This is a genomic window from Streptomyces sp. NPDC048353, from assembly GCF_055587165.1.
Genome location: NZ_JBVJGU010000002.1, coordinates 265,138 through 286,747, shown reverse-complemented (window position 1 = coordinate 286,747; position 21,610 = coordinate 265,138). Strand labels below are relative to the sequence as shown.

At 72.9% G+C, this 21,610-nt stretch carries 20 protein-coding genes; 10 read left to right on the top strand and 10 right to left on the bottom strand.

Annotation, left to right across the window (positions count from 1 at the left end; all coding sequences use genetic code 11):
• Positions 1 to 79 precede the first annotated feature (79 nt).
• Positions 80 to 943, top strand: coding sequence for a helix-turn-helix domain-containing protein (locus ACZ6RC_RS06680; RefSeq protein WP_469579746.1), 864 nt, complete (start codon positions 80 to 82; stop codon positions 941 to 943).
• Positions 940 to 1,194, top strand: coding sequence for a DUF397 domain-containing protein (locus ACZ6RC_RS06675; RefSeq protein WP_469579744.1), 255 nt, complete (start codon positions 940 to 942; stop codon positions 1,192 to 1,194). Before ACZ6RC_RS06680 ends, ACZ6RC_RS06675 begins: the two co-directional genes overlap by 4 nt.
• Positions 1,195 to 1,197: 3 nt before the next feature.
• Here ACZ6RC_RS06675 and ACZ6RC_RS06670 read toward each other — a convergent pair whose 3' ends face one another.
• Positions 1,198 to 1,608: a Zn-ribbon domain-containing OB-fold protein gene (locus ACZ6RC_RS06670; RefSeq protein WP_469579742.1), complete on the bottom strand. Its 411-nt coding sequence runs from the start codon at positions 1,606 to 1,608 to the stop codon at positions 1,198 to 1,200.
• On the bottom strand, positions 1,605 to 2,057 hold the full coding sequence (locus tag ACZ6RC_RS06665; RefSeq protein WP_469579740.1) for a DoxX family membrane protein: 453 nt from the start codon (positions 2,055 to 2,057) through the stop codon (positions 1,605 to 1,607). The genes ACZ6RC_RS06670 and ACZ6RC_RS06665 overlap by 4 nt, the downstream gene beginning before the upstream one ends.
• Before the next feature lie 157 nt (positions 2,058 to 2,214).
• Here ACZ6RC_RS06665 and ACZ6RC_RS06660 point away from each other — a divergent pair, with 157 nt between their 5' ends.
• From ACZ6RC_RS06660 to ACZ6RC_RS06640, 5 genes are all read left to right on the top strand, one after another.
• Complete coding sequence (locus tag ACZ6RC_RS06660; RefSeq protein WP_469579738.1) at positions 2,215 to 3,444, top strand: flavin-containing monooxygenase; 1,230 nt, start codon at positions 2,215 to 2,217, stop codon at positions 3,442 to 3,444.
• Between the two features lie 140 nt (positions 3,445 to 3,584).
• Positions 3,585 to 5,828, top strand: a complete 2,244-nt coding sequence (locus ACZ6RC_RS06655; RefSeq protein WP_469579736.1) for an acetate--CoA ligase family protein — start codon at positions 3,585 to 3,587, stop codon at positions 5,826 to 5,828.
• A gap of 75 nt (positions 5,829 to 5,903) precedes the next feature.
• Positions 5,904 to 6,641, top strand: a complete 738-nt coding sequence (locus tag ACZ6RC_RS06650) for an enoyl-CoA hydratase/isomerase family protein (RefSeq protein WP_469580762.1) — start codon at positions 5,904 to 5,906, stop codon at positions 6,639 to 6,641.
• A gap of 64 nt (positions 6,642 to 6,705) precedes the next feature.
• Entirely contained in the window at positions 6,706 to 7,866 is a 1,161-nt protein-coding gene (locus ACZ6RC_RS06645) for a phage baseplate protein (RefSeq protein WP_469579734.1), read from the top strand.
• A gap of 65 nt (positions 7,867 to 7,931) precedes the next feature.
• Positions 7,932 to 8,558, top strand: a complete 627-nt coding sequence (locus tag ACZ6RC_RS06640) for a flavin reductase family protein (protein WP_391143939.1) — start codon at positions 7,932 to 7,934, stop codon at positions 8,556 to 8,558.
• Here the strand turns inward: ACZ6RC_RS06640 and ACZ6RC_RS06635 are convergent.
• Positions 8,555 to 9,859 carry an MFS transporter gene (locus ACZ6RC_RS06635; RefSeq protein ID WP_469580759.1) on the bottom strand — a complete coding sequence of 435 codons (1,305 nt, stop codon included), beginning with the start codon at positions 9,857 to 9,859 and terminating at the stop codon, positions 8,555 to 8,557. The two genes, ACZ6RC_RS06640 and ACZ6RC_RS06635, sit on opposite strands and share 4 nt — an antisense overlap.
• 63 nt (positions 9,860 to 9,922) lie before the next feature.
• A complete protein-coding gene (locus ACZ6RC_RS06630; protein ID WP_469579732.1) occupies positions 9,923 to 11,215 on the bottom strand; it encodes an MFS transporter in 1,293 nt (430 codons plus the stop codon).
• Positions 11,216 to 11,264: 49 nt separating this feature from the next.
• Here ACZ6RC_RS06630 and ACZ6RC_RS06625 point away from each other — a divergent pair, with 49 nt between their 5' ends.
• Positions 11,265 to 12,236, top strand: coding sequence for a GlxA family transcriptional regulator (locus tag ACZ6RC_RS06625; RefSeq protein WP_469579730.1), 972 nt, complete (start codon positions 11,265 to 11,267; stop codon positions 12,234 to 12,236).
• A 122-nt stretch (positions 12,237 to 12,358) separates the two neighbouring features.
• Here ACZ6RC_RS06625 and ACZ6RC_RS06620 read toward each other — a convergent pair whose 3' ends face one another.
• A complete protein-coding gene (locus ACZ6RC_RS06620; RefSeq protein ID WP_391143933.1) occupies positions 12,359 to 13,414 on the bottom strand; it encodes a Zn-dependent alcohol dehydrogenase in 1,056 nt (351 codons plus the stop codon).
• The gene (locus tag ACZ6RC_RS06615) at positions 13,411 to 14,343 is read right to left on the bottom strand and encodes an SDR family oxidoreductase (RefSeq protein WP_391143930.1); all 933 of its coding nucleotides are present in this window, start codon (positions 14,341 to 14,343) and stop codon (positions 13,411 to 13,413) included. The genes ACZ6RC_RS06620 and ACZ6RC_RS06615 overlap by 4 nt, the downstream gene beginning before the upstream one ends.
• A gap of 102 nt (positions 14,344 to 14,445) precedes the next feature.
• Here ACZ6RC_RS06615 and ACZ6RC_RS06610 point away from each other — a divergent pair, with 102 nt between their 5' ends.
• Positions 14,446 to 15,396: a cyclase family protein gene (locus tag ACZ6RC_RS06610; protein ID WP_469579728.1), complete on the top strand. Its 951-nt coding sequence runs from the start codon at positions 14,446 to 14,448 to the stop codon at positions 15,394 to 15,396.
• A 30-nt stretch (positions 15,397 to 15,426) separates the two neighbouring features.
• Here the strand turns inward: ACZ6RC_RS06610 and ACZ6RC_RS06605 are convergent, their stop codons facing one another.
• The 4 genes from ACZ6RC_RS06605 to ACZ6RC_RS06590 form a co-directional block, all read right to left on the bottom strand.
• A complete protein-coding gene (locus ACZ6RC_RS06605) occupies positions 15,427 to 15,897 on the bottom strand; it encodes an ATP-binding protein (protein ID WP_391143926.1) in 471 nt (156 codons plus the stop codon).
• 395 nt (positions 15,898 to 16,292) lie between these two features.
• The gene (locus tag ACZ6RC_RS06600; protein WP_453612758.1) at positions 16,293 to 17,174 is read right to left on the bottom strand and encodes an acyl-CoA dehydrogenase family protein; all 882 of its coding nucleotides are present in this window, start codon (positions 17,172 to 17,174) and stop codon (positions 16,293 to 16,295) included.
• Positions 17,175 to 17,181: 7 nt separating this feature from the next.
• Positions 17,182 to 18,321 (bottom strand): acyl-CoA dehydrogenase family protein, encoded by a 1,140-nt coding sequence (locus ACZ6RC_RS06595; RefSeq protein WP_469579725.1) that lies wholly within the window; start codon positions 18,319 to 18,321, stop codon positions 17,182 to 17,184.
• Entirely contained in the window at positions 18,321 to 19,511 is a 1,191-nt protein-coding gene (locus tag ACZ6RC_RS06590) for an amidohydrolase family protein (RefSeq protein ID WP_469579723.1), read from the bottom strand. Before ACZ6RC_RS06590 ends, ACZ6RC_RS06595 begins: the two co-directional genes overlap by 1 nt.
• A gap of 144 nt (positions 19,512 to 19,655) precedes the next feature.
• Between ACZ6RC_RS06590 and ACZ6RC_RS06585 the strand changes: the two genes are divergently transcribed.
• Positions 19,656 to 21,182 (top strand): class I adenylate-forming enzyme family protein, encoded by a 1,527-nt coding sequence (locus tag ACZ6RC_RS06585; protein ID WP_469579721.1) that lies wholly within the window; start codon positions 19,656 to 19,658, stop codon positions 21,180 to 21,182.
• Positions 21,183 to 21,610 lie beyond the last annotated feature (428 nt).

The window sequence follows — 21,610 nt, the reverse complement described above, 5'->3', positions numbered from 1 at the left end:
GGCCGCGCCGCCCTACCCTGACCAGCAGCGACGCCACGACGCTGAGTAACGGTACGAGTACGCCAAGAAGGCGGTACGCATGTCGGGGAACCACGAGGAGCGGCCGGAACGGCCGTCCGAAATCGACGGTACGGCGCACTTGTTCAGTGCGCTCGGAAAGATCACCAAGGCCCTGCGCAAGAACGCGGGCCTGAGCCAGGCGGAACTGGCCGAGGCCACGCACTGCAGCGAGGACCTGATCTCCTCGGTGGAGCGGGGAGTTCGGACGCCCCAGCCGGACTTCCTGCTGCGGGCGGACCAGGCGCTGGGGGCGCGGGGTGTCCTGGCGGTGGCGGTGGACGACGTACGGGAGGCGCTGGCGCGGGCACGGACGCGGCACCCGGACTGGTTCCGGCGCTTCGCGGACGCGGAGGCGCAGGCGGTGGCCCTGCACTATTACGCCACGCAGGCAGTACCGGGGCTACTCCAGACCGAGGCGTATGCGCGCGCGGTCTTCAGTCATCGTCGCCCCATGTGGGACGAGGAGGCGATCGAGAAGTGGGTCGCGGACCGCCTCGCCCGTCAGGCGATCTTCGACAAGTGGCCGGCGACCACCATCAGCTTCGTCCTTGAGATGGCTGTACTGAACCGCCCCACCGGCGGCCGGGCGGTGCACCGGGAGCAACTGCTCCGCATCCTGGAGATCGCCAGGCTCCGGACGGTGCACCTCCAGGTGATGCCCGTCGAGAGGGAGGAACATCCCTCGCTGGACGGCTCGTTCACCCTGCTGACGCCCCGGGGGCGGCGCGAGGTCGCGTACACCGAGATCTACGGGCACGCGCGGTTGATCACCGACCCCGAGGAGGTCCGCCAGTACGCGGAGCGCTATGGGATCATCCGAGCACAGGCGCTCACGCCCCATGAGTCCCTGGCGGTCATCGAGAAAATGCTGGGAGAGCTATGAACAGCACGGAACTGGCCTGGTTCAAGAGCAGCTACAGCAGCGGTGAGGGCGGCAACTGCATCGAAGTCGCGTACGACTGGCGCAAGTCCAGCTACAGCAGCGGCGAAGGCGGCGAGTGCGTCGAGGTCGCCGCCCACCCCACCACCGTCCACGTCCGCGACTCCAAGGACCCCGACGGCCCCCAGCTCGCCCTCACCCCCTCCGCCTGGACCTCGTTCCTTGCGCAGGCCGTCGCGCGCGACCTGAGCTGACGCTCACGCTCGTGCTGCGGGGCGAGGCCGGAACACCGGGACGGTGACGTCCCCCTCCGCCCGGAAGCCGACCTCCAGCTCCATGCCGACGCGGAGGTCGGTCTCGGGGACGTCCACGACCTCGGTCATCATGCGGGGTCCCTCGGCGAGGTCGACCACCGCGGCGACGTACGGCACGCGCGCGCCGAACGGCGGGAGGTCGTTCCGGTGGACGACGGACCAGGTGTAGAGGGTGGCGCGGCCGCTCGCGGTCTCCCAGCCGCCGTCCTCGCTCCAGCAGTGCGGGCAGAACTCGCGCGGGTAGTGGTGCGCCCGGCCGCAGGCGCCGCAGCGCCGCAGGAGGAGGCGGCCGGCGGCGGCCGCGTCCCAGTAGGGGCGGGTGAAGGCGTCGACGTCCGGGGTGGCGGCGGTCATCCGAAGAGTCCGATCGCGTGGTCGAGGGAGAGGGTCTGCCAGGACATGGCGAAGAGGGCGACGACGGAAATCAGGGCCATCATCGCGTTCTGCCCCTGCTCGGCCCAGTCGTGGATCATCAGGACGAGGTAGAGCAGGTTCAGGAGCAGGCCGCCGACCAGGGCGATCGGCGTGAGGAAACCGAGGACCAGGCCGAGGCCGAGGGCGAGTTCGGCGTAGACGACGACGTACGCCATGAGCTTGGGGCGGGGGGCGACGACCCGGGCGAAGCCGGTCCGTACCGCGCGCCAGCGGTGCTCGGCGGCGACGTCGGCCGCCCACGCGATGCCGGTGCCGCGCTCGAACCAGCCCTTCCGGTCCTTGTGGCGCCAGCTCTCCAGCCACCACAGGCCGAGGCCGATCCGGAGGACGGCGAGCCATTCCGCGCCGGTGAGCCAGATGGTCTGCATCGCTTCCGGACCCCTCCCGAACGAAAAATCTGACGGTACGTCAGTTCAGCGGACTTCACACCGTCCGCGCAAGCCCCTTGCAGGCGTGACCGATTCGCAACCGAACCCCCTCTTGACCGAGACCCAACAAGTGAGCATGTCGTTACGCTCGGCGTTCATGGACCACACCCCCCACGAGCACCCCGGCCACCCCGTCTACGTCATCGGTGGCGGCCCCGGCGGACTCGCCGTCGCCGCCACCCTGCGCGAGCGGGGCGTACGGGCCGTCGTCCTGGAGAGGTCGGATGCCGTGGGCGCCTCGTGGCGCTCCCACTACGACCGGCTGCGGCTGCACACCACCCGGCGGCTCTCGGCTCTGCCGGGGCTCCCCATACCCCGCTCCTTCGGTCGGTGGGTCGCCCGCGCGGACATGGTGCGCTACCTGGAGGAGTACGCCGACGTCCACGAGCTGGAGATCGTGACGGGGGTGGAGGTCTCGCGGGTGGAGCGGGCCGAGGACGGCGTGAGCTGGCTGCTGCACGCGACGGGCGGGCGCCGGCTGACGGGCAGCGCGGTCGTCGTGGCCACCGGCTACAACCACACACCGCGGCTGCCCGACTGGCCCGGGCTCGACGGGTACACGGGCGACTTCGCGCACGCGAGCGCGTACCGGAACCCCGCCCCGTACGCCGGGCGGGACGTGCTGGTCGTCGGGGCGGGGAATACGGGCGCGGAGATCGCGGCCGACCTCGCGGAGGGCGGGGCGGCGCGGGTACGGCTCGCGGTGCGCACGGTGCCGCACATCGTCCGCCGCTCGACGGCCGGCTGGCCCGCGCAGCGGATGGGCATCCTGGTGCGGCGGCTGCCGGTGCGGCTGGTGGACCGGATGGGTGCGCTGATGTGCCGGATCCTGCTGCCGGACCTGACGGACCGCGGCCTTCCGCGCCCGGACACGGGCCTGTACTCGCGGGTGCGCGAGGGGGCGGTGCCGGTGCAGGACGTGGGCCTCGTCGACGCGGTACGGACCGGGAAGGTCGAGATCGTCGGCGCGGTCGAGTCCTTCGACACCGACAAGGTGGTCCTCGCGGACGGCTCCCGCCTCGCCCCGGACGCCGTCATCGCCGCGACCGGCTACCGCCGGGGCCTGGAACCCCTGGTCGGCCACCTGGGCGTGCTCGACGAGCGGGGCGGCCCGCTGACCCACGGGAGGCGGACACCGGGCGAGGCGCCGGGCCTGTACTTCACGGGGTTCACCAACCCGATCAGCGGGATGCTCCGGGAGATGGCGCGCGATGCCGGGAAGATCGCGCGGGCGATCGCCAGGTCGCAGGGCCGGAAGGGTCGCGAGGGACGGAAGGGCCAGGAGGGGTGGAAGGGCCAGGAGGGCCGGAAGGCGTCCGTCCGATAGCCCCCGGACGGCCTCCCGCCCGCCTCCCGGACGGCCTTCGGAAGCACCCGTCGTGCTCGTCGGTGCAAGAGTGTTCCTGACGCGGCGTCAGACTTGTAATCTGACTGTGCGTCAGGTCACGACGAGGGACGGGCGGAACGATGCTTGGATCGACTCACGGCACCTTCACCACCGATCTCCGCGCCCGCGTGGTCGCCTGCGGAGAACATGCCGGGACGCCCGGCAGCGCCGTCCACGGGGTCACCGCCGTGGACGGGGACCGGGACGTCAGCGGCCGGCCGTTGCACGCGCCCGTGCCGGACCTCGACCGGTTCTTCCGGCCGCGGTCCGTCGCCGTCGTCGGGGCGTCCGACGCCGAGGGGCGGCCCAACACCGGGATCACCCGGCAGCTCGTCACCTGGGCCGAGCGGGTCGGCGCCGAGCTGGTGCCCGTGCATCCCACCCGCGCCTCCGTCTTCGGGATCCCCTGCGTGCCGTCGGTCGGGGCGCTCGCCGCCACGCTCGCGGAGCCCGTCGACCTCGCCGTGCTCCTGGTCGCCGACCCGCTGCCCGTGATCGAGGAGCTGGCCGAGGCGAAGGTGCGGTTCGCGGTGGCGTTCGCGTCCGGGTTCGCCGAGACCGGGCAGGCGGGCGCCGACGCCCAGGAGCGGCTCGCCGAGGCCGTGCGGCGCTCCGGGGTCCGGCTGCTCGGGCCCAACACCAACCTCAACGCCTTCGAGCGCTTCCGCGACGACCTCGACGGCCCGGCGATCGCCCTGATCACCCAGTCCGGACACCAGGGCCGGCCGGTCCACACCCTCCAGGAGCTGGGGATACGGCTCTCCCACTGGGCGCCCACCGGCAACGAGGCCGACCTGGAGACCGCCGACTTCATCTCGTACTTCGCGACCCGGCCCGAGGTGGGGGCCATCGCCTGCTACGTCGAAGGACTCAAGGACGGGCGCTCCTTCCTGCTCGCCGCCGACCGGGCCGCGCGCGAGGGCGTGCCGGTCGTCGCGGTCAAGGTCGGGCGCACCGAGACCGGGGCGCGGACGGCCGCCTCGCACACCGGCAAGCTGACCGGCGCGGACCGGGTCGTGGACGCCGCCATGCGGCAGTTCGGGGTGATCCGGGTCGACGGGCTCGACCAGCTCCAGGACACCGCCGCCCTCCTCGCCCGAGCCCGCAGGCCCGTCGCCGACGGGGTCGTCGTCTACTCCATCTCCGGCGGCACCGGCGCGCACTTCTCCGACCTGGCCACCGCCGCCGGACTGCGGCTGCCGACCCTGTCGGAGGCCAGGCAGGACGAGCTGCACCAGTGGATCCCGGAGTATCTGAACGTGGCGAACCCGGTCGACAACGGCGGCCATCCGGTGGGCGACTGGCGCGGCCGGAAGATCATCGACGCGATCCTCGCCGACCCGTCCGTAGGGGTCCTCATCTGTCCCATCACCGGGCCCTTCCCGCCGATGAGCGACCGGCTGGCCCAGGACCTGGTCGACGCGGCCGAGGCCACGGACAAGCTGGTGTGCGTGGTGTGGGGTTCGCCGGTGGGGACCGAGCCGGCCTACCGCGAGACCCTGCTCGGCTCCTCGCGCGTCGCGACCTTCCGTACGTTCGCCAACTGCATCGGGGCCGTCAAGGCGCATCTCGACCACCACCGCTTCACCACCGCGTACCGCTCCCCCTTCGACGAGGCCCCCCGCACCCCCTCCCCCTCCTTCCGCAAGGCGCAGGCCCTGATGCGGCCGGGTCACCGGCTGAGCGAGCACGCGGCGAAGCAGCTGCTGCGGGCGTACGGGATCCGGGTGCCGCGCGAGCAGTTGGTGACGAGCGCGGCGGCGGCGGTGCGGGCGGCCGGGCAGGTCGGCTACCCAGTGGTGATGAAGGCGTCCGGCGCCCAGATCGCCCACAAGACGGAGCTGGGACTGGTGAAGGTCGGGCTGACCTCGGCGAGCCAGGTCCGGGACGCGTACCGCGAACTGACCGACATCGCCCGCTACGAAGGCGTCGACCTCGACGGGATCCTGGTCTGCCAGATGGTCGGGCGCGGGATCGAGATGGTGGTGGGCGTGGCCCGGGACCCGCTCTTCGGGCCGACCGTGACGGTCGGCCTCGGCGGGGTCCTGGTGGAGGTGCTGCGGGACACGGCCGTGCGCGTACCGCCGTTCGGCGAGGAGCAGGCGCGGGACATGCTGGGCGAGCTGCGCGGGCGGGCCCTGCTCGACGGGGTGCGGGGGGCGCCGCCGGCGGACGTGGACGCGCTGGTGGAGGTGGTGCTGCGGGTGCAGCGGATGGCGCTCGAACTCGACGGCGACCTCGCCGAACTGGACATCAACCCGCTGATGGTGCTGCCGCGCGGGCAGGGCGCGGTGGCCCTGGACGCCCTCGCGGTGTGCCGGTAAGGAGCCCTGGTGGAAGAGGTACTGCACCGCGTCGAGCACGGCGTCGCGTGGATCACGCTCAACCGGCCGGAGGCGATGAACGCCCTCACCTGGGACCAGCGGGAGCGGATCATCGCGCTGCTCGGGGACGCCTCCGCCGACCCGGACGTACGGGCGGTGGTGCTGACCGCGACCGGTCGGGGCTTCTGCGCGGGCGCGGACCTGCGCGGGGCGCCCCCGGCCGGCGGGGAACGGGCGCCGGGCGAGCGGGTGGCCGGGGACGTGGCGCGGATGATCCGGCGGGGGGCCCAGCGGCTGATCGGGGCCGTACTGGACTGCGAGAAGCCGGTGATCGCGGCGGTGAACGGGACGGCGGCGGGCATCGGGGCGCATCTGGCGTTCGCCTGCGATCTGGTGCTGGCCGCCGAGTCGGCGTCCTTCATCGAGGTGTTCGTACGGCGGGGTCTCGTGCCGGACGGGGGCGGGGCGTATCTGCTGCCCCGGCTGATCGGGCCGCAGCGGGCGAAGGAGCTGATGTTCTTCGGCGACGCGGTCCCGGCGCGGGACGCCCGGGAGCTGGGTCTGGTGAACCGGGTCGTCCCGGCGGAGGAGCTGGAGAAGACGGCGCGGGAGTGGGCCGAGCGGCTGGCCCAGGGCCCGACGCGGGCGCTCGCGCTGACCAAGCAGCTCGTCAACGCCTCCCTGGACGAGGACCGTTCCCGCGCCTTCGCGGCGGAGGCCGCGGCGGCGGAGATCACCATGACGACCCGGGACGCGAACGAGGGGGTGGCGAGCTTCAGGGAACGGCGGGCACCGCGGTACGAGGGCCGCTAGATCATCCCGGCGGTTAGGTTGTCTCCTCAACATCCTTTTCACGAGGGTTCACGAGGGGAACATCATGGGCACGTTCGGAACGGGGCCGGTCAGCCGGCGAGGGCTCATACGGCTCGGCGGCGGGGCGGCCGCGGGTCTGGTCCTGGGGGGTGCGGCCGCCGGGAGCGCGGGCGCCACGGCGCGGGCCGGGGCGCCGACGGGGGCCGTGGCGACGGAGGCGGGGGCCCTGGCGCTGCCCGCGTCGCCGTCCTTCGACTTCGGCGACGGAGCGACCGCCCTGTTCATGCACAAGCAGGCGTGGTGTCCGACGGTGATGCAGTGCGCGGGCTACGACCACCTCAACAAGCACTGGTACGTCGCCCAGGTCATGTACAACCCGGACGACGGCGTCTCCTACGCCACGCGCAAGCTCGAAGGCGACATCGCCATCACCAAGCTGAGCGCGGACGGTTCGACCAAGCTCGGGCGGATGTACCTGCGCGGGTTCGGGCACGGCGCCCAGATCGGCATCGAGGCGACGGCGGCGGGCTCGGCGCCGTACATCTGGATCGAGTACGACTCGAAGCCGAACTCCGAGAAGACGGGCTTCGGCAGCAGGCTCTGCCGGATCAAGTACGTGGGTCCGGCCGCCGACCAGCCGCCGCGCAGCTTCCACTGGGACGACGCGGCGGACCGTACGGCCATGAACTTCAAGGACCGCACGCCCGACCCGCTCAAGCTGCCGGGCGCCGGTACGACGCTGACCTCGCCGCGGCCGGTCGTCGACATGCAGCACCGCCGTGTGCTGGTGCGCTTCAACCGCAACGGCCAGTGGCAGTGCGCGGTGTGGGACCTGGACACCGCGTCCGCCGCGCCGCTGGGCGCGCCGCTGCACCACTTCGCGGACCTGCCGCGGCCCGTGTACGACGCGCAGGGGTTCTGCCTCTACGGCTCGTACATCTACATGTACGAGGGCGAGGCGTACACCGGCGGCGGCCCGACGAACACGGCGGACGTCGGCACCACGCACATCACGAAGATCGACCTGAACACGGGCGTCTCGGAGCGCGGCCTCACGCGGGCGCTGAAGAGCCTCGAATTCCGTGAGCCGGAGGGCATGAACATCATGCTGGTGCCCGACCCGGCCCGTCCCGGTTCGTTCCTGCCCCGGCTGACCTTCGGCTTCGCCTCGGGCCTGTCGGGGGACCGCCGGGTGAACATCGCGTACAAGGACGCGCTGATCTGACGCCGGGGGCCCGGGGCGGGAGTCCCGGGCCCCACGGGTTCCCATCTGACGGTTCGTCAGCTTCAATGGGTGCTGTGATGGGACATGCCGGGATGGCGGCCACCGCCGTCCGATACCTCAGATCGGCCGGATCGCCGACGGCCGTCGAACCGCATCCACGGCCGCTGCTGCGTGCGGTACGGGAGGACGAGCGGCCGCCCGTGGACCCGGCCGAGTTCCGGCGGGTCCTCGGGCACTTCGCGAGCGGGGTCACCGTCGTGGCGGCCCTCGATCCCGACGGTCCGGCCGGGTTCGCCTGCCAGTCCTTCGCCTCGCTCTCCCTGGACCCGCCCCTGGTGGCCTTCATGGTGGCCCGTACGTCGACGACCTGGCCCCGGCTCGCCAGGGCCGGCGTCTTCTGCGTCAACGTCCTGGGCGCGGACCAGCGGGACCTGTGCCTGGGGTTCGCGAGGAGCGGCGCGGACAAGTTCGCGGGGGTGGAGTACGACGCCGCCCCGGCGACCGGCTCACCCCGCCTGACCGGCGCCCCGGCCTGGATCGACTGCACCATCGCCACCGTGCACACGGGCGGCGACCACCTGATCGTGGTGGGCCGGGTGGAGGCGCTGGGCACCCCGGCCGATGACGAGGGCGGACCGCTGCTCTTCCACCGAGGGCGGTTCGGGGGGTTCAGCGACCGGACGGCCCCCTAGAGCGCGTCGCCGATCTTTCCGGGGTCGCTGCGACGGATCACCAGGGCCATCAGGGCCGCCGCAGCGCACAAGGCGCCCGAGGTGTACCAGACGACGTCGTACGAGCCGAAGAGGTCGCGGGCCGCGCCCGCGGCGAAGGCGATGACCGCGGCGCCCACCTGGTGGGAGGCGAGGACCCAGCCGAAGACGATCGCGCCGTCCTCGCCGTAGTGCTCGCGGCACAGGGCGATCGTCGGGGGGACCGTGGCGACCCAGTCCAGGCCGTAGAAGACGATGAAGAAGAGGATCGGCGGGTCGACGGCCGGGGCGAGCAGCACGGGGAGGAAGAGCAGCGAGACCCCGCGCAGCGCGTAGTACACCGCGAGCAGCCGCCGCGACTCGAAGCGGTCCGTGAACCAGCCCGACGCGATCGTGCCGACGACGTCGAAGACCCCGATCACGGCGAGCAGCGAGGCCGCCGCGACGACGGGCATGCCGTGGTCGTGGGCCGCGGGCACGAAGTGCGTGCGGACCAGTCCGTTCGTGGTCGCCCCGCAGATCGCGAAGGTGCCCGCGAGGAGCCAGAACGGGCCGGTGCGGGTCGCCTTGAGGAGGACGGTCACCGCCCGGCGCGCCGCGCCGACGGCCGGGGCGGGCTTCTCCGCGTACTCGCCGCCGTACGGCGCGAGGCCCACGTCCGCGGGGTGGTCGCGCAGCAGCAGCCAGACGAAGGGGACGACGGCCAGGGCGGACAGGGCGACGGTCACCGAGGCCGGGCGCCAGCCGTGGTTCTCGACCAGCCAGGAGAGCAGGGGCAGGAAGACGAGCTGCCCCGAGGCGCCGGCGGCCGTGAGGAGGCCGGTCACCAGGCCGCGCCGGGCCACGAACCACCGGTTCGTCACCGTCGCCGCGAACGCCAGCGCCATCGAGCCGCTGCCCAGCCCGACGAGGACCCCCCAGAAGAGGACGAGCTGCCAGGCCGCCGTCATCCACACGGTCAGCAGGGAGCCGAGGGCGATCACACCCAGGGCGAGGGCGACGATCCGGCGGATCCCGAACCGGTCCATCAGGGCCGCGGCGAACGGCGCCGTCAGGCCGTAGAGCGCGAGGTTCACCGAGACCGCGAAGCCGATCGTCCCGCGCGACCAGCGGAACTCCTCGTGCAGCGGATCGATCAGCAGTCCGGGCAGGGAGGCGAAGGCGGCCGCGCCGATGATCGTGACGAAGGTGACGGCCGCGACGGACCAGGCGCGGTGGACGCGGGGCGTGCGGGCGGAAGCGGGCGGTGCGGGGGTCTCGGTTGTCTGGGTCACGTCACACAGCTTCGGGGGCCGGGCCTGCCCTCGCCATTGGCCCGAATGACAGCTTTCGCAAGGATCGGGACATCATCCCCCTACGGCGGGGCCGCCGGCCCGCGGCAGCGTCCTGATCGGCCGGGCCAGCAGCAGCGCCGCCACCACGAGCACCGCGATCCCCGCCCCCGCCAGCAGCACCCGCTCCGCGCCCACCGCCTCCGCCACCGGGCCCGCGAGCGCGCGGCCGGCCGCCATCATCAGCAGCGATCCGGCCACGTCGTAGGCGTGCATGCGGTTCAGGGCGTCCTGCGGCACGTGCGTCTGGACCGAGGTGGACCACATCACCAGCCAGAACGCGAACGCCGCCCCGCCCAGGAACTGGCCCGCGCCGAGCACCTGCACGGACGCGCCCGAGCCGAGCAGGACGAGGTTCACCGGCAGGCCGAGCAGGGCCACCGCGCCCGCCGCCAGCGGTCGGCGCGGGCGCAGCCGCAGGGCGAGCAGGCCGCCGGCCGCGCTTCCCGCGCCCTGCACGGCCATCAGCACGCCGTACGCCGCCGAGCCGTGCTCCCCGGTGACGAGGGTGGCGGTCAGCGGGACCATCGGGCCCGCCACCGTCAGCCCGTACACCGTCCAGATCGCGATGACCCCCCACAGCCAGCTGCGGGCCCTGAACTCCCGCCAGCCGACGGCCATCTCGGAGCCGAGGGAACCGCGCACGGCCGTGTCGGCGGGGGCGGCCGGGATCCGCATGAGGAAGAGGCAGAGGGCGCTGACCACGAAGGTCAGGCCGTTGGCGGCGAAGGCCGCGCCCGCGCCGGAGAGCGCGACGAGGAGTCCGGCCACCGCCGGGCCGGCCATCGTCATCAGGGACTCGACGACCCGCAGGACGGCGTTGGCGCGCTGCACGTCCGGGGCGATGCGCGGGATGGTGGAGGCGACGCCGGGCTGGAAGAGGGCCGCGCCGACACCGCTGAGGGCGGAGAGCGCGTAGACGCTCCACAGCGGCGGGCCGCCGGCGGCGAAGGAGACCGCGAGGACGGCCGCGCCGGGCAGCCGCAGCAGATCCGCCATGATCATCATCCGGCGGGCGGTGAAGCGGTCCGCGAGCACGCCGCCGACGACGACGAAGAGCGCGAAGGGACCGATCCAGGCACCCAGGGCGTAGCCGACGGAGGAGCCGGAGTGCCCGGCGCCGAGCAGCCCGGCCGCGAGCGCGACCGGGACCATGCCTTCGCCGAACACGGCGGCGGCCCTGGCCACGAAGAAGAGCCGGAAGTTACGGTTCCAGAGGGCCGGGGCCCCGATCGGCACGGGAGGGGCGACCCGGACCCCGGACTTGTACGGGTGGGGCGGGGAGTGCTCCGATGGCTTGTCCGTCACGGACCCGACTTGTAGCAGTAATTGGTCTGGACCACAAAGGGATTTCCTCGTGCCGCACCGCATAGCCGTCCTGGCCCTGCCCGGTCTCCTCCCCTTCGAACTGGGCATTCCGCACCGCATCTTCGGCCGCGCCAAGGACGCCGCGGGCCGTCCGCTCTACACGATCGTGACCTGCGCCCCGGTCGCCGGGCCGGTCGCCACGGACGCGGACTTCGCCGTCCACGTGGAGCACGGACCGGAGGCGCTGGCGACGGCGGACACGGTGGTCGTTCCGGCCTCCTACGAACTCGGGCCCGTCTACGAGGAGGGCCGGCTGACCGACGAGCTGGCCGCCGCGCTCGCCCACATCCGGCCCGGCACCCGGCTCGTCTCCATCTGCACCGGCGCGTACGTCCTCGCCGCCGCCGGCCGTCTCGACGGCCGGCCGGCCACCACGCACTGGGCCTCGGCCGCGCACTTCCAGCGGCTCTTCCCGAGCGTCCTGGTGGACGCGGACGTCCTCTTCGTCGACGACGGCGACGTGCTGACCTCGGCGGGCGTCGCGGCCGGGATCGACCTGTGCCTGCACATCGTGCGCCGGGACCACGGCACGGCGGTCGCCAACGAGGTGGCCCGCAGGACCGTCGTACCGCCGCACCGGGACGGCGGGCAGGCGCAGTACATCGCACGCCCCCTCCCGGAGCCGGGGACGGCGACCACCACGGCGGCGCGCGCCTGGGCGCTGGCGCACCTGCACGAGCCGATCCAGCTGCGGGACCTGGCGGCCCGGGAGGCGATGAGCGTGCGGACGTTCACCCGCCGCTTCCGGGAGGAGGTGGGTGTCAGCCCCGGTCAGTGGCTGACCCGGCAGCGGGTGGAGCACGCCCGCCACCTCTTGGAGTCCACCGACCTGCCGGTCGACCGGATCGCGCACAGCGCCGGTTTCGGCACGCCCCAGTCGCTGCGCTCGCACCTCCAGGCGGCGATCGGGGTGACCCCGACGGCCTACCGCCGCACCTTCCGCGCGGGCGCGGCGGACTGACCGGCGGCACCCGGCACCCCGCACGCGAGGCGCCCCGGGCACCGGCCCGGCCGGCACCCACCCGACCTGCGATCGGCGCCCGTCGTACACCGGCCCGGCGGGCGCCGGCCCTCACCTGAAGGTCAGCACCCGAAGGTCAGCACCCCCCGCGCGACCCGCCCCTGTTCCGCGTCCTCGGCCGCCTTGGCGAAGTCCTCCACCGGGTAGGTCGCGGTGACCAGCTCGTCGAGGAGGAGGCGGCCCTCGCGGTACAGCTCGGCGTAGAGGGCGATGTCCTTCTGCGGCCGGGAGGAGCCGTAGCGGCAGCCGAGGATCGACTTGTCCAGGAACATCGCGGCGGGCGGGAAGCTCGCCTCCGCCGTGGGGGCGGTCATGCCGAGCAGGATCGCCTGGCCGTGCCGGTCGAGCAGGTCGATCGCGGTGCGGACGAGGCCCACGTGTCCGACGCACTCGAAGACGTGGTCGGCGCCGGTGGGCAGGATCTCCCGTACGCCGTCGGCCGAGGTCAGGAAGTGGGTGGCGCCGAAGCGGCGGGCCGTCTCCTCCTTCGCCGGGTTGGTGTCGACGGCGACGACGGTGAGGGCGCCGGCGATCCGGGCGCCTTGCAGGACGTTGAGCCCGATGCCGCCGGTGCCGATGACGACGACGCTCTCGCCGCGGTCGACCCGGGCGCGGTTGAGTACGGCTCCGACGCCGGTGAGGACCCCGCAGCCCATGAGCGCCGCCGAGGTGAGGGGGATGTCGGAGGGGATCCGTACGGCCTGGACGGCCTTGACGACGGTCTTCTCGGCGAAGGAGGAGTTCGAGGCGAACTGGAACAGCGGCCGCCCCGCCCGGGAGAACGGCTGCCCTGGCCTGCCGATCGCCTTGCGGCACATGGTGGGGCGGCCGCGGTCGCAGTCGGCGCAGGCCCCGCAGTTGGCGAGGGTGGAGAGGGCGACGTGGTCGCCGGGGCCGACATGGGTGACGCCGGGGCCGACGGCCTCGACGACTCCGGCGCCCTCGTGGCCGAGGACGACGGGCGCCGGGAAGGGGATCGTGCCGTCGACGACCGAGAGGTCGCTGTGGCAGAGCCCCGCGGCCGCGACCGCGACGAGCACCTCGCCGGGTCCCGGGTCGCGTATCTCCAGGTCGTCCACGACCTCGACCCGCCTGCCGTCGAACACCACCCCCCTCATGACGTCGGCTCCGTCCCGGCGTTGGGGCGGCTCCCCGAGGCGGCGGCCCGGGACATCTCCTCCAGGCGCGCCAGCATCGGCATCGGGTCCGTCCCGACCGTCCCCGGCAGGAAGTCGGCGATCCGCTCCGGCGTCCACGCCCCGCCCTCGGCGTACCCCGCGCGCAGCTCCCTGGGCTGCGCCCAGACCGCGATCTTGGGACCGGCGATGGTGTAGACCTGGCCGGTGATCCGCTCCTCCCTGGCCCGGTCGGACAGCAGGTAGACGACGAGGGCGGCCACGTCCTCCGGTTCGCCGATCTCCTTCAGCTCCATGGGCACGTTGGCCGACATCCGGGTGCGGGCGACGGGGGCGACCGCGTTCGCCGTGACCCCGTACTTGTGCAGGCCGAGGGCCGCGCTGCGGACGAGGGAGATGATCCCGCCCTTGGCCGCGGAGTAGTTGGCCTGGGCGACCGAGCCCTGGTGGTTGCCGCTGGTGAAGCCGATGAGCGTGCCGCCGCCCTGCCGGCGCATGACCGCCGAGGCGGCCCGGAAGACGGTGAAGGTGCCCTTGAGGTGGGTGGCGACCACGGGGTCCCACTCCTCCTCCGACATGTTGAAGAGCATCCGCTCGCGCAGGATGCCGGCGACGCAGACGACGCCGTCGAGCTGTCCGTACTCCGTGAGCGCCACGTCCACGATCCGCTGCCCGCCGGCCATCGTGGAGATGTCGTCGGCGACGGCGACGGCGGTGCCGCCGGCCGCCTCGATCTCCTTGACGACACGGAGCGCGACCTCGGAGGTCGGCTCCCCGCCCTCGATGGAGACGCCGTAGTCGTTGACCACGACCCGCGCGCCCTCGGCCGCGCAGGCGAGGGCGACGGCCCGTCCGATGCCCCGCCCCGCGCCCGTGACGGCGATGACCTTGCCTGCCAAGAAGTTCCCCACGCCCGACCCCTTCCCGCATTTTCTGACGGTCCGTTAGATTCGTTCGTCAGCTGGATTCTACGGCCCGTCGGATACCGGAGAACAAGACCCGCGGAGGCCCCGATGTCACGTCCCGCCGCTCACCCCCCGGCGCTGCCCCCCGCTTTCCACGACATCGCCGAGCGGGTCAACAACTGGGGGCGTTGGGGTCCGCAGGACGAGGTGGGGACGCTCAACCTGATCACCGACGCGGTGGTGCGGGAGGCGGTCCTGTCGGTCCGGTCGGGCCAGCGGATACCGCTGGCCCTCGATCTGAAGCAGGACGGCGTGCAGACCGGCATGATCCCGGGCCGGGTGAACCCGCTGCACGTCATGGTCCAGGTCAATCAGGAGCTGTTCGGGCCGGGTACGGTCGCGACCAGCGACGACGCCGTGACGTTCGGGCTGCAGGCGGCCACCCACTGGGACGCGCTGACCCATGTCTCGCATTCGGGCCGGATCTACAACGGCCGCCCGGCGGCGACGATCACCCCGCACGGCCGCTCCGAGTTCAGCGGCATCCACACGGCCCGGCACGTCGTCAGCCGGGGCGTGCTGCTGGACGTGGCCTCCGCCAAGGGGGTGGACCGGCTGCCGGGCGATCACGCGGTGACGCCGGAGGATCTGGACGAGGCGGCGGAGTTCGGCCGGGTGTCCGTGCGGTCCGGCGACATCGTGCTGGTGCGCACGGGCCAGATGCGGTCGTATCTGGCCGGGGACAGGCACGGCTACGCCTTTCCGTCCCCGGGGCTGTCGATCCGTACGCCGGAGTGGTTCCACGCCCGCGACGTGGCGGCCGTCGCCAACGACACGCTCACCTTCGAGATCTTCCCGCCGGAGATCGAGGATCTCTGGCTGCCGGTGCACGCCCTCGACCTGGTGGAGATGGGCATGCTCCAGGGCCAGAACTGGAATCTGGAAAGTCTGTCCACAGCCTGTGCACAGAGCGGCCGCTACGCCTTCCTGCTCTCCGCGATGCCCGAGCCCTTCGTGGGCGGTACGGGCACGCCGGTGGCCCCGGTCGCGATCCTCTGACGCCGGGGCCCGACGGGCATGACCGTGCGGTCAGTAATGCGCCACGGAGACCTGGGCGGGCGGCCCGGCGGGGGGTGTGACGGCCGGCGCGGCCGTCGGTGCTCCCCGGTCGATCTCGCACCAGATGGATTTCCCGGCGCCCTCGGGCTGCCAGCCCCACCGGTCGGCGAGGCCGTCGACCAGCTCGAGGCCGCGGCCGTTGGTGTCCTCGCCTTCGGCGTGGCGGGGGCGGGGCGGGCGGTCGCTCCGGTCGGCGACCTCCACCCGTACCGTCCCGGCCTCCGGACAGCCCGCGCCGAACAGCATGCGCAGCACGGCCGGACAGCCGGTGTGCACCACGGCGTTGGTGACGAGCTCGGAGATGAGCAGCACCAGCGTGTCGGCGAGCGGCTCGTCGTCCCCTATGCCCGATCCGGCGAGCCTCGAACGGGCCCATCGCCGGGCGCGCCCCACCTCGGCCGGGTCGGGCCCGACCTCCAACTGAACCTGAAGCACCTGCACCGCTCACACCATCCGAACCGGCGGACACATCGCCTCGCGCCTCACAACAGCCATCGACGCCCTGACGGAACGTGATTTCCTTGCGAGACAGCATGGTTGACGTACAGTCACCGCAACAAGCGCTTCGGGCATATTCCAGCGCGAAGGAGTACGCATGGCCCATACTGTGCGACGCGCGCTGCGGGTAGTCGAACAGGGGCGCGTACGGCGCCTCCAGGGGGCGCGAGCGGCAGGCATTCCGGGCGCCGGAGCCGCCGCACGGGCAACACCGGGACGAACCGGGAGCACAACCACTCGCATCCCACGGAGGGTACCGGAGCGGCGCCCCGACTCCGGGCCGTGACGGCCCGCCCGAAGGACACAACCCGATATCGACGCTCCGTGAGCGCGCGGGGTCACCACGGCGACAGGTGCGCCGCCTCCGCCTCCTCGGCGACGGCCCTGGGCATCCACCGCCGGGCCCGCACCCAGGCCCGCTTCAGATGCAGATGGACGTCGGACTCCCAGGTGAAGCCCATGCCGCCGTGCACCTGGAGGCAGTCGCGGGCGCAGTCCACGGCCGCCTCGTCGGCGAGGAGCTTGGCCCCGGCGATCTCGACGGGGTCGCCGGTCACGGCGGCGGCGTAGACGGCGGCGCGGGCGACCTCGGTCCGTACGAGCATGCCCGCGCACAGGTGCTTGACGGCCTGGAAGGCGCCGATGGGCCGGCCGAACTGTTCCCGGGTCCGCGCGTACGCCACGGCGGTCTCGGTGGTCCGCGCCGCGCTCCCGAGCTGCTCGGCGGCGGTGAGGAGCGCGCCGGTCAGCCGCCCTTCCCGCGCCGCTCCGGCGGTCCCCGGCAGGCGGTGCAGCGGCGTCAGCGGGTCCACCGACCGCACGGGCCGGGCGCCCCCGACATCGCCCCGGACCACGTCCGCCGCGTCCAGCCACTCCACCAGCGCCCCGTCGGGGGCCGTCACCACCACCTCGCCCTCGGCGGCGCCCGCCACCTCCCCCGCCGCCAGGTGGGTCGCCACCAGCGGGCCCGGCAGCAGCGCCCGCCCCGCCTCCTCGAAGGCCAGCACCGCCTCCGGCAGCCCCAGGCCGACGCCGCCGTCCGCCTCCGGCACCCGCAGCGCGAAGAACCCGGCGGCTCCCAGCTCCCGCCACAGCGCCCGGTCCAGGCGGCCGGGGGTCTCGGCCGCCGCCCGCAGCGCGTCGCGGTCGAAACGGCGCTCCAGTAGCTCGCGTACGCCCTTCCTGAGCGCCTGCTGGTCGTCCGTCAGCCGGAAGTCCACGTGCCGCTCACCGTCCCTTCGGCAGGCCGAGGATGCGCTCGGCGACGATGTTGCGCTGGATCTGGGAGGTGCCGGCGGCGATCGTGTACGAGAGCGAGGACAGCCGGTCCTGGGTCCACTCGTGCCCGAGGTCGAGGGCGTCCGGGCCGAGGACGGCGGCGGCCGTGTCGTACAGCTCCTGGCGGGCGTGGGAGTACCGCAGTTTGAAGACGGAGCCGCCCATCCCCGGCACTCCGCCCGTCGCCTCCGCCTCGCTGACGTTCCACTGGGTCAGCCGCCACAGGGCCCGGAACTCGGCGCCGAGCCTGCCGAGCGCCCGCCGGACCGCCGGGTCGTCCCAGGTGCCGTTGGAGCGGGCGGCGCGGGCCAGTTCGCCGAGGACCCGGCGGCAGGCGACGACCTCGCCGACGAACGCGGTGCCGCGCTCGAAGGAGAGGGTCACCATCGTCACGCGCCAGCCGTCGTTCTCCTCGCCGACCCGGTGGGAGACGGGGATCCGCACCTCGTCGAGGAACATCTCGGCGAACTCGGCCGAGCCGGCGAGCGTCCGCAGCGGCCGGACGGTGATCCCGGGCGTGTCCATGGGCATGGCCAGCCAGCTGATGCCCCGGTGCTTCCCGGCGTCCGGGTCCGACGAGGTCCGCACGAGCAGCTCGCACCAGTCGGCGACCTCCGCGTGCGAGGTCCAGATCTTGGATCCGGAGACGACGTAGTGGTCGCCGTCCCGGACGGCGCGGGTCCGCAGGGAGGCGAGGTCGGAGCCGGCGTCCGGCTCGCTGAACCCCTGGCACCACACCTCGTCGCCGCGCAGCACGGGCGGGAGCCAGCGCTCGCGCTGTTCCGGCGTCCCCTCGGCGGCGATGGTCGGCCCGGCGTGCAGCAGCCCGACGAAGTTGGCGCCGACGTAGGGCGCGCCGGCCAGCTCGGTCTCCTCCAGGAAGATCAGCAGCCGGGTCGGCGGGGCGTCCCAGCGCACGTCCGCGTAGCCCGCCTCGTACAGCCGCCGCTGCCAGCCGCAGTCGTAGGCGCGCCGGCCCGGCCAGTCCAGCGGGTCGGGCCTGGGCGGCAGGGTGGGCAGGACGGCGGTGAGCCACGCCCGCAGCCGCGCCCGGAACTCCTCCTCCTCGGCGGTGTACGTCAGGTCCATCAGACGAGGTCCAGGCCCAGCATCCGGATCGCGTTGCCGCGCATGAGCTTGTACACGGTCTCGTCGTCGAGCCCCTTGACGTGGTCGAGGGCGACGTCCTTGGTGTGCGGGAAGGTGGAGTCGACGTGGGGGTAGTCGGTCTCGAAGGTGGCGTTGTCCCGGCCGACGACGTCGAGCGAGGCGATGCCGTGCTTGTCGCGGAAGAAGCAGCAGAAGATCTGCCGGTAGTAGTACGTGGAGGGCGGCTCGGGGACCAGGTCGCGCACCCCGCCCCACGCGCGGTGCTCCTCCCAGACGTCGTCGGCGCGTTCGAGGGCGTACGGGATCCAGCCCATCTGGCCCTCGCTGTAGGCGAGCTTCAGCGTCGGGAACTTCACCAGGACGCCGCTGAAGAGGAAGTCCATCATCGAGGCCATGGCGTTGTTGAAGCTCAGGGCGGCCTGGACGGCGGGCGGGGCGTCGGGGGAGGCGGCCGGCATCTGCGAGGACGAGCCGATGTGCATGTTGACGACCGTGCCGGTCTCCTGGCAGACGGCGAAGAAGGGGTCCCAGTAGCCGGAGTGGATCGACGGCAGTCCGAGGTGGGTGGGGATCTCGGAGAAGGTCACCGCTCTGACCCCGCGGGCGGCGTTGCGCCGGATCTCGGCGACGGCCAGGTCGATGTCCCAGAGCGGGATGATGCAGAGCGGGATGAGCCGGCCGCCGCTGTCGCCGCACCACTCCTCGACCATCCAGTCGTTGTAGGCGCGCACGCAGGCGAGGGCGACCTCCTTGTCGTGGGCCTCGGCGAAGGTCTGGCCGCAGAAGCGCGGGAAGGTCGGGAAGCACAGGGACGCCTCGACGTGGTTGAGGTCCATGTCCTTGAGCCGCTCGGCCGGGTCCCAGCAGCCGGGGCGCATCTCGGCGCGGGTGATGCCCTCCAGCGTCATGTCGTCGCGGTCGAATCCGACGGCGGCGATGTTGCGCTTGTACGGGAACCTCAGGTCCTCGTAGACCCACCAGTCGGTCGGCGGGCCGTCGGGGTCCATGGTGATCCGGTACTTGCCGCCGACGTAGGCCAGCTCCCCGATCCCGGCGGTCAGGGGCTTCGGTCCGCGGTCGCGGTACTTGGCGGGGAGCCAGGTCTCGAAGAGGTGCGCGGGTTCGATCACGTGGTCGTCGACGCTGATGATGCGGGGCAGTTCGGTCATGGACCCACTCCCATTTCTGATGACCCGTCAGATACCGTCGGCTCTCAGGCTAGCTCCGCACCCCTGGACCGACAAGGAGCGGGCCTCTACGCTCTCCGCACCATCTGACGCTTCGTCAGGTTCAGCCGAGACCGAGGAGGCGCCGTGACCGACACCGCCCACGCCCCGGACGAGACCGCCACCGCGCACGCGCTGGGCGGCTCGCGCACCCTGTGGGAGCTGGTGGAACGGCGGGCCGGCCGCACCCCCGACCGGCCCGTCCTGCTCCAGGGCGAGCGGTCCCTCACCTTCGGCGGACTGCGCGACCGCGCCGAGCGGTGCGCCGCCGGCCTGTACGCCATGGGCGTCCGCCCCGGCACCGTCGTCGCCTGGCAGCTGCCCACCCGCATCGAGACCGCGGTGCTCACCTTCGCCCTGGCCCGCCTCGGCGCCGTGCAGTCGCCGGTCATCCCCTTCTACCGCGACCGCGAGGTCGGTTTCGCGCTGCGCGAGTCGAAGGCCGAGTTCTTCGCCGTGCCCGGGGTGTGGCGCGGCTTCGACCACACGGAGATGGCCCGCCGGCTCGGCGCGCGCGGCGTCTTCGAGGCGTACGACTCCCTGCCCGACGGCGACCCCGCCGTCCTGCCGCCGCCGCCCGCCGAGGGGACCTCGGTCCGCTGGATCTACTGGACCTCGGGCACCACCTCCGACCCCAAGGGCGTGCTGCACACCGACCGTTCCCTGATCGCGGGCGGCTCCTGCCTCGCCCACGCGCTGCGCCTCACCCCCGAGGACGTGGGTTCGATGGCCTTCCCGTACGCCCATATCGCCGGGCCCGACTACACGGTGATGCTCCTGCTGTACGGCTTTCCCGCGGTGATGTTCGAGCAGTTCGCGCTCCCCGACGCGCTGGAGGAGTACCGCGCGCACGGCGTGACCGTGGCGGGCGGGTCCACCGCCTTCTACTCGATGTTCCTGGCCGAGCAGCGCAAGCGGCCCGGGGAGCCGCTCATCCCGACCCTGCGGCTGCTCGCGGGCGGCGGCGCGCCGAAGCCGCCGGAGGTCTACCACGCGGTGGTGCGGGAGATGGGCTGCGAGCTCACCCACGGGTACGGCATGACCGAGGTCCCGATGATCACCATGGGGTCGCCGGACGACACCGCCGAGAACCTGGCGACCACGGAGGGGCGGCCGCCCGCGGGCATGGAGATACGCATCGCCGACGACGGCGGGGTCCGGCTCCGCGGCGAGGCGGTCTGCCAGGGCTATCTGGACCCGGCGCAGACCGCGGCCGCCTTCGACGAGGACGGCTTCCTGATCACGGGCGACGTGGGCCACCTGACGCCGAGCGGGCACCTGGTCCTCACCGGCCGGATCAAGGACATCATCATCCGCAAGGGAGAGAACATCTCCGCCAAGGAGATCGAGGACCTGCTGCACCGGCACCCGGCCGTCGGCGACGCCGCCGTCGTCGGCCTGCCGGACGCCGAACGCGGCGAGCGGGTCTGCGCGGTGATCGAACAGCCGCCCGGGGCGGGCCCGCTGACCCTGGCGTCGGTGACGGACTTCCTGCGCGCGCAGGGCCTCTCCGTCCACAAGCTGCCGGAGCAACTGGAGGTGGTGGAGGCCCTGCCCCGCAACGAGACCCTGCGGAAGGTCCTCAAGTACAAGCTGCGCGAACGGTACGCCTGAGAGGGCTTCAGGCCTCGCTCAGGCCCGCCCCCCCCTGCCGACACGCGTCGCGGGCCGGGCCTCCGCACCACGTCAATCCTCAGCCGACCGGGGCGCCGCGACGATTCGCTATCTCTCCCGGCGGGAACGGCGGCCGGCCTCCTTGTCGGCCTGCTCCAACGCCCGGCAGTAGAGGCACGGCGTGTGCTCGCCATCCGTACCCCTGTGGGCGTCCGCCCCGGAGCAGTTCGAAGGCTCGGCACGCACTCCGGAGACGTACTCGTCGTATTCGTATGAATGCTTCTTCATGTGTTGCAAACAGACAGACCCGAACCCAAGCGACGGGCCGTCGCGCCCCGGAACGCAATGGGGACACGCCCGCCCCCGGGGCACCATAGAGTCATAGGTCGGTTACACAGGGTTTAGGAGCATTCGGACTCGGCCGGCTC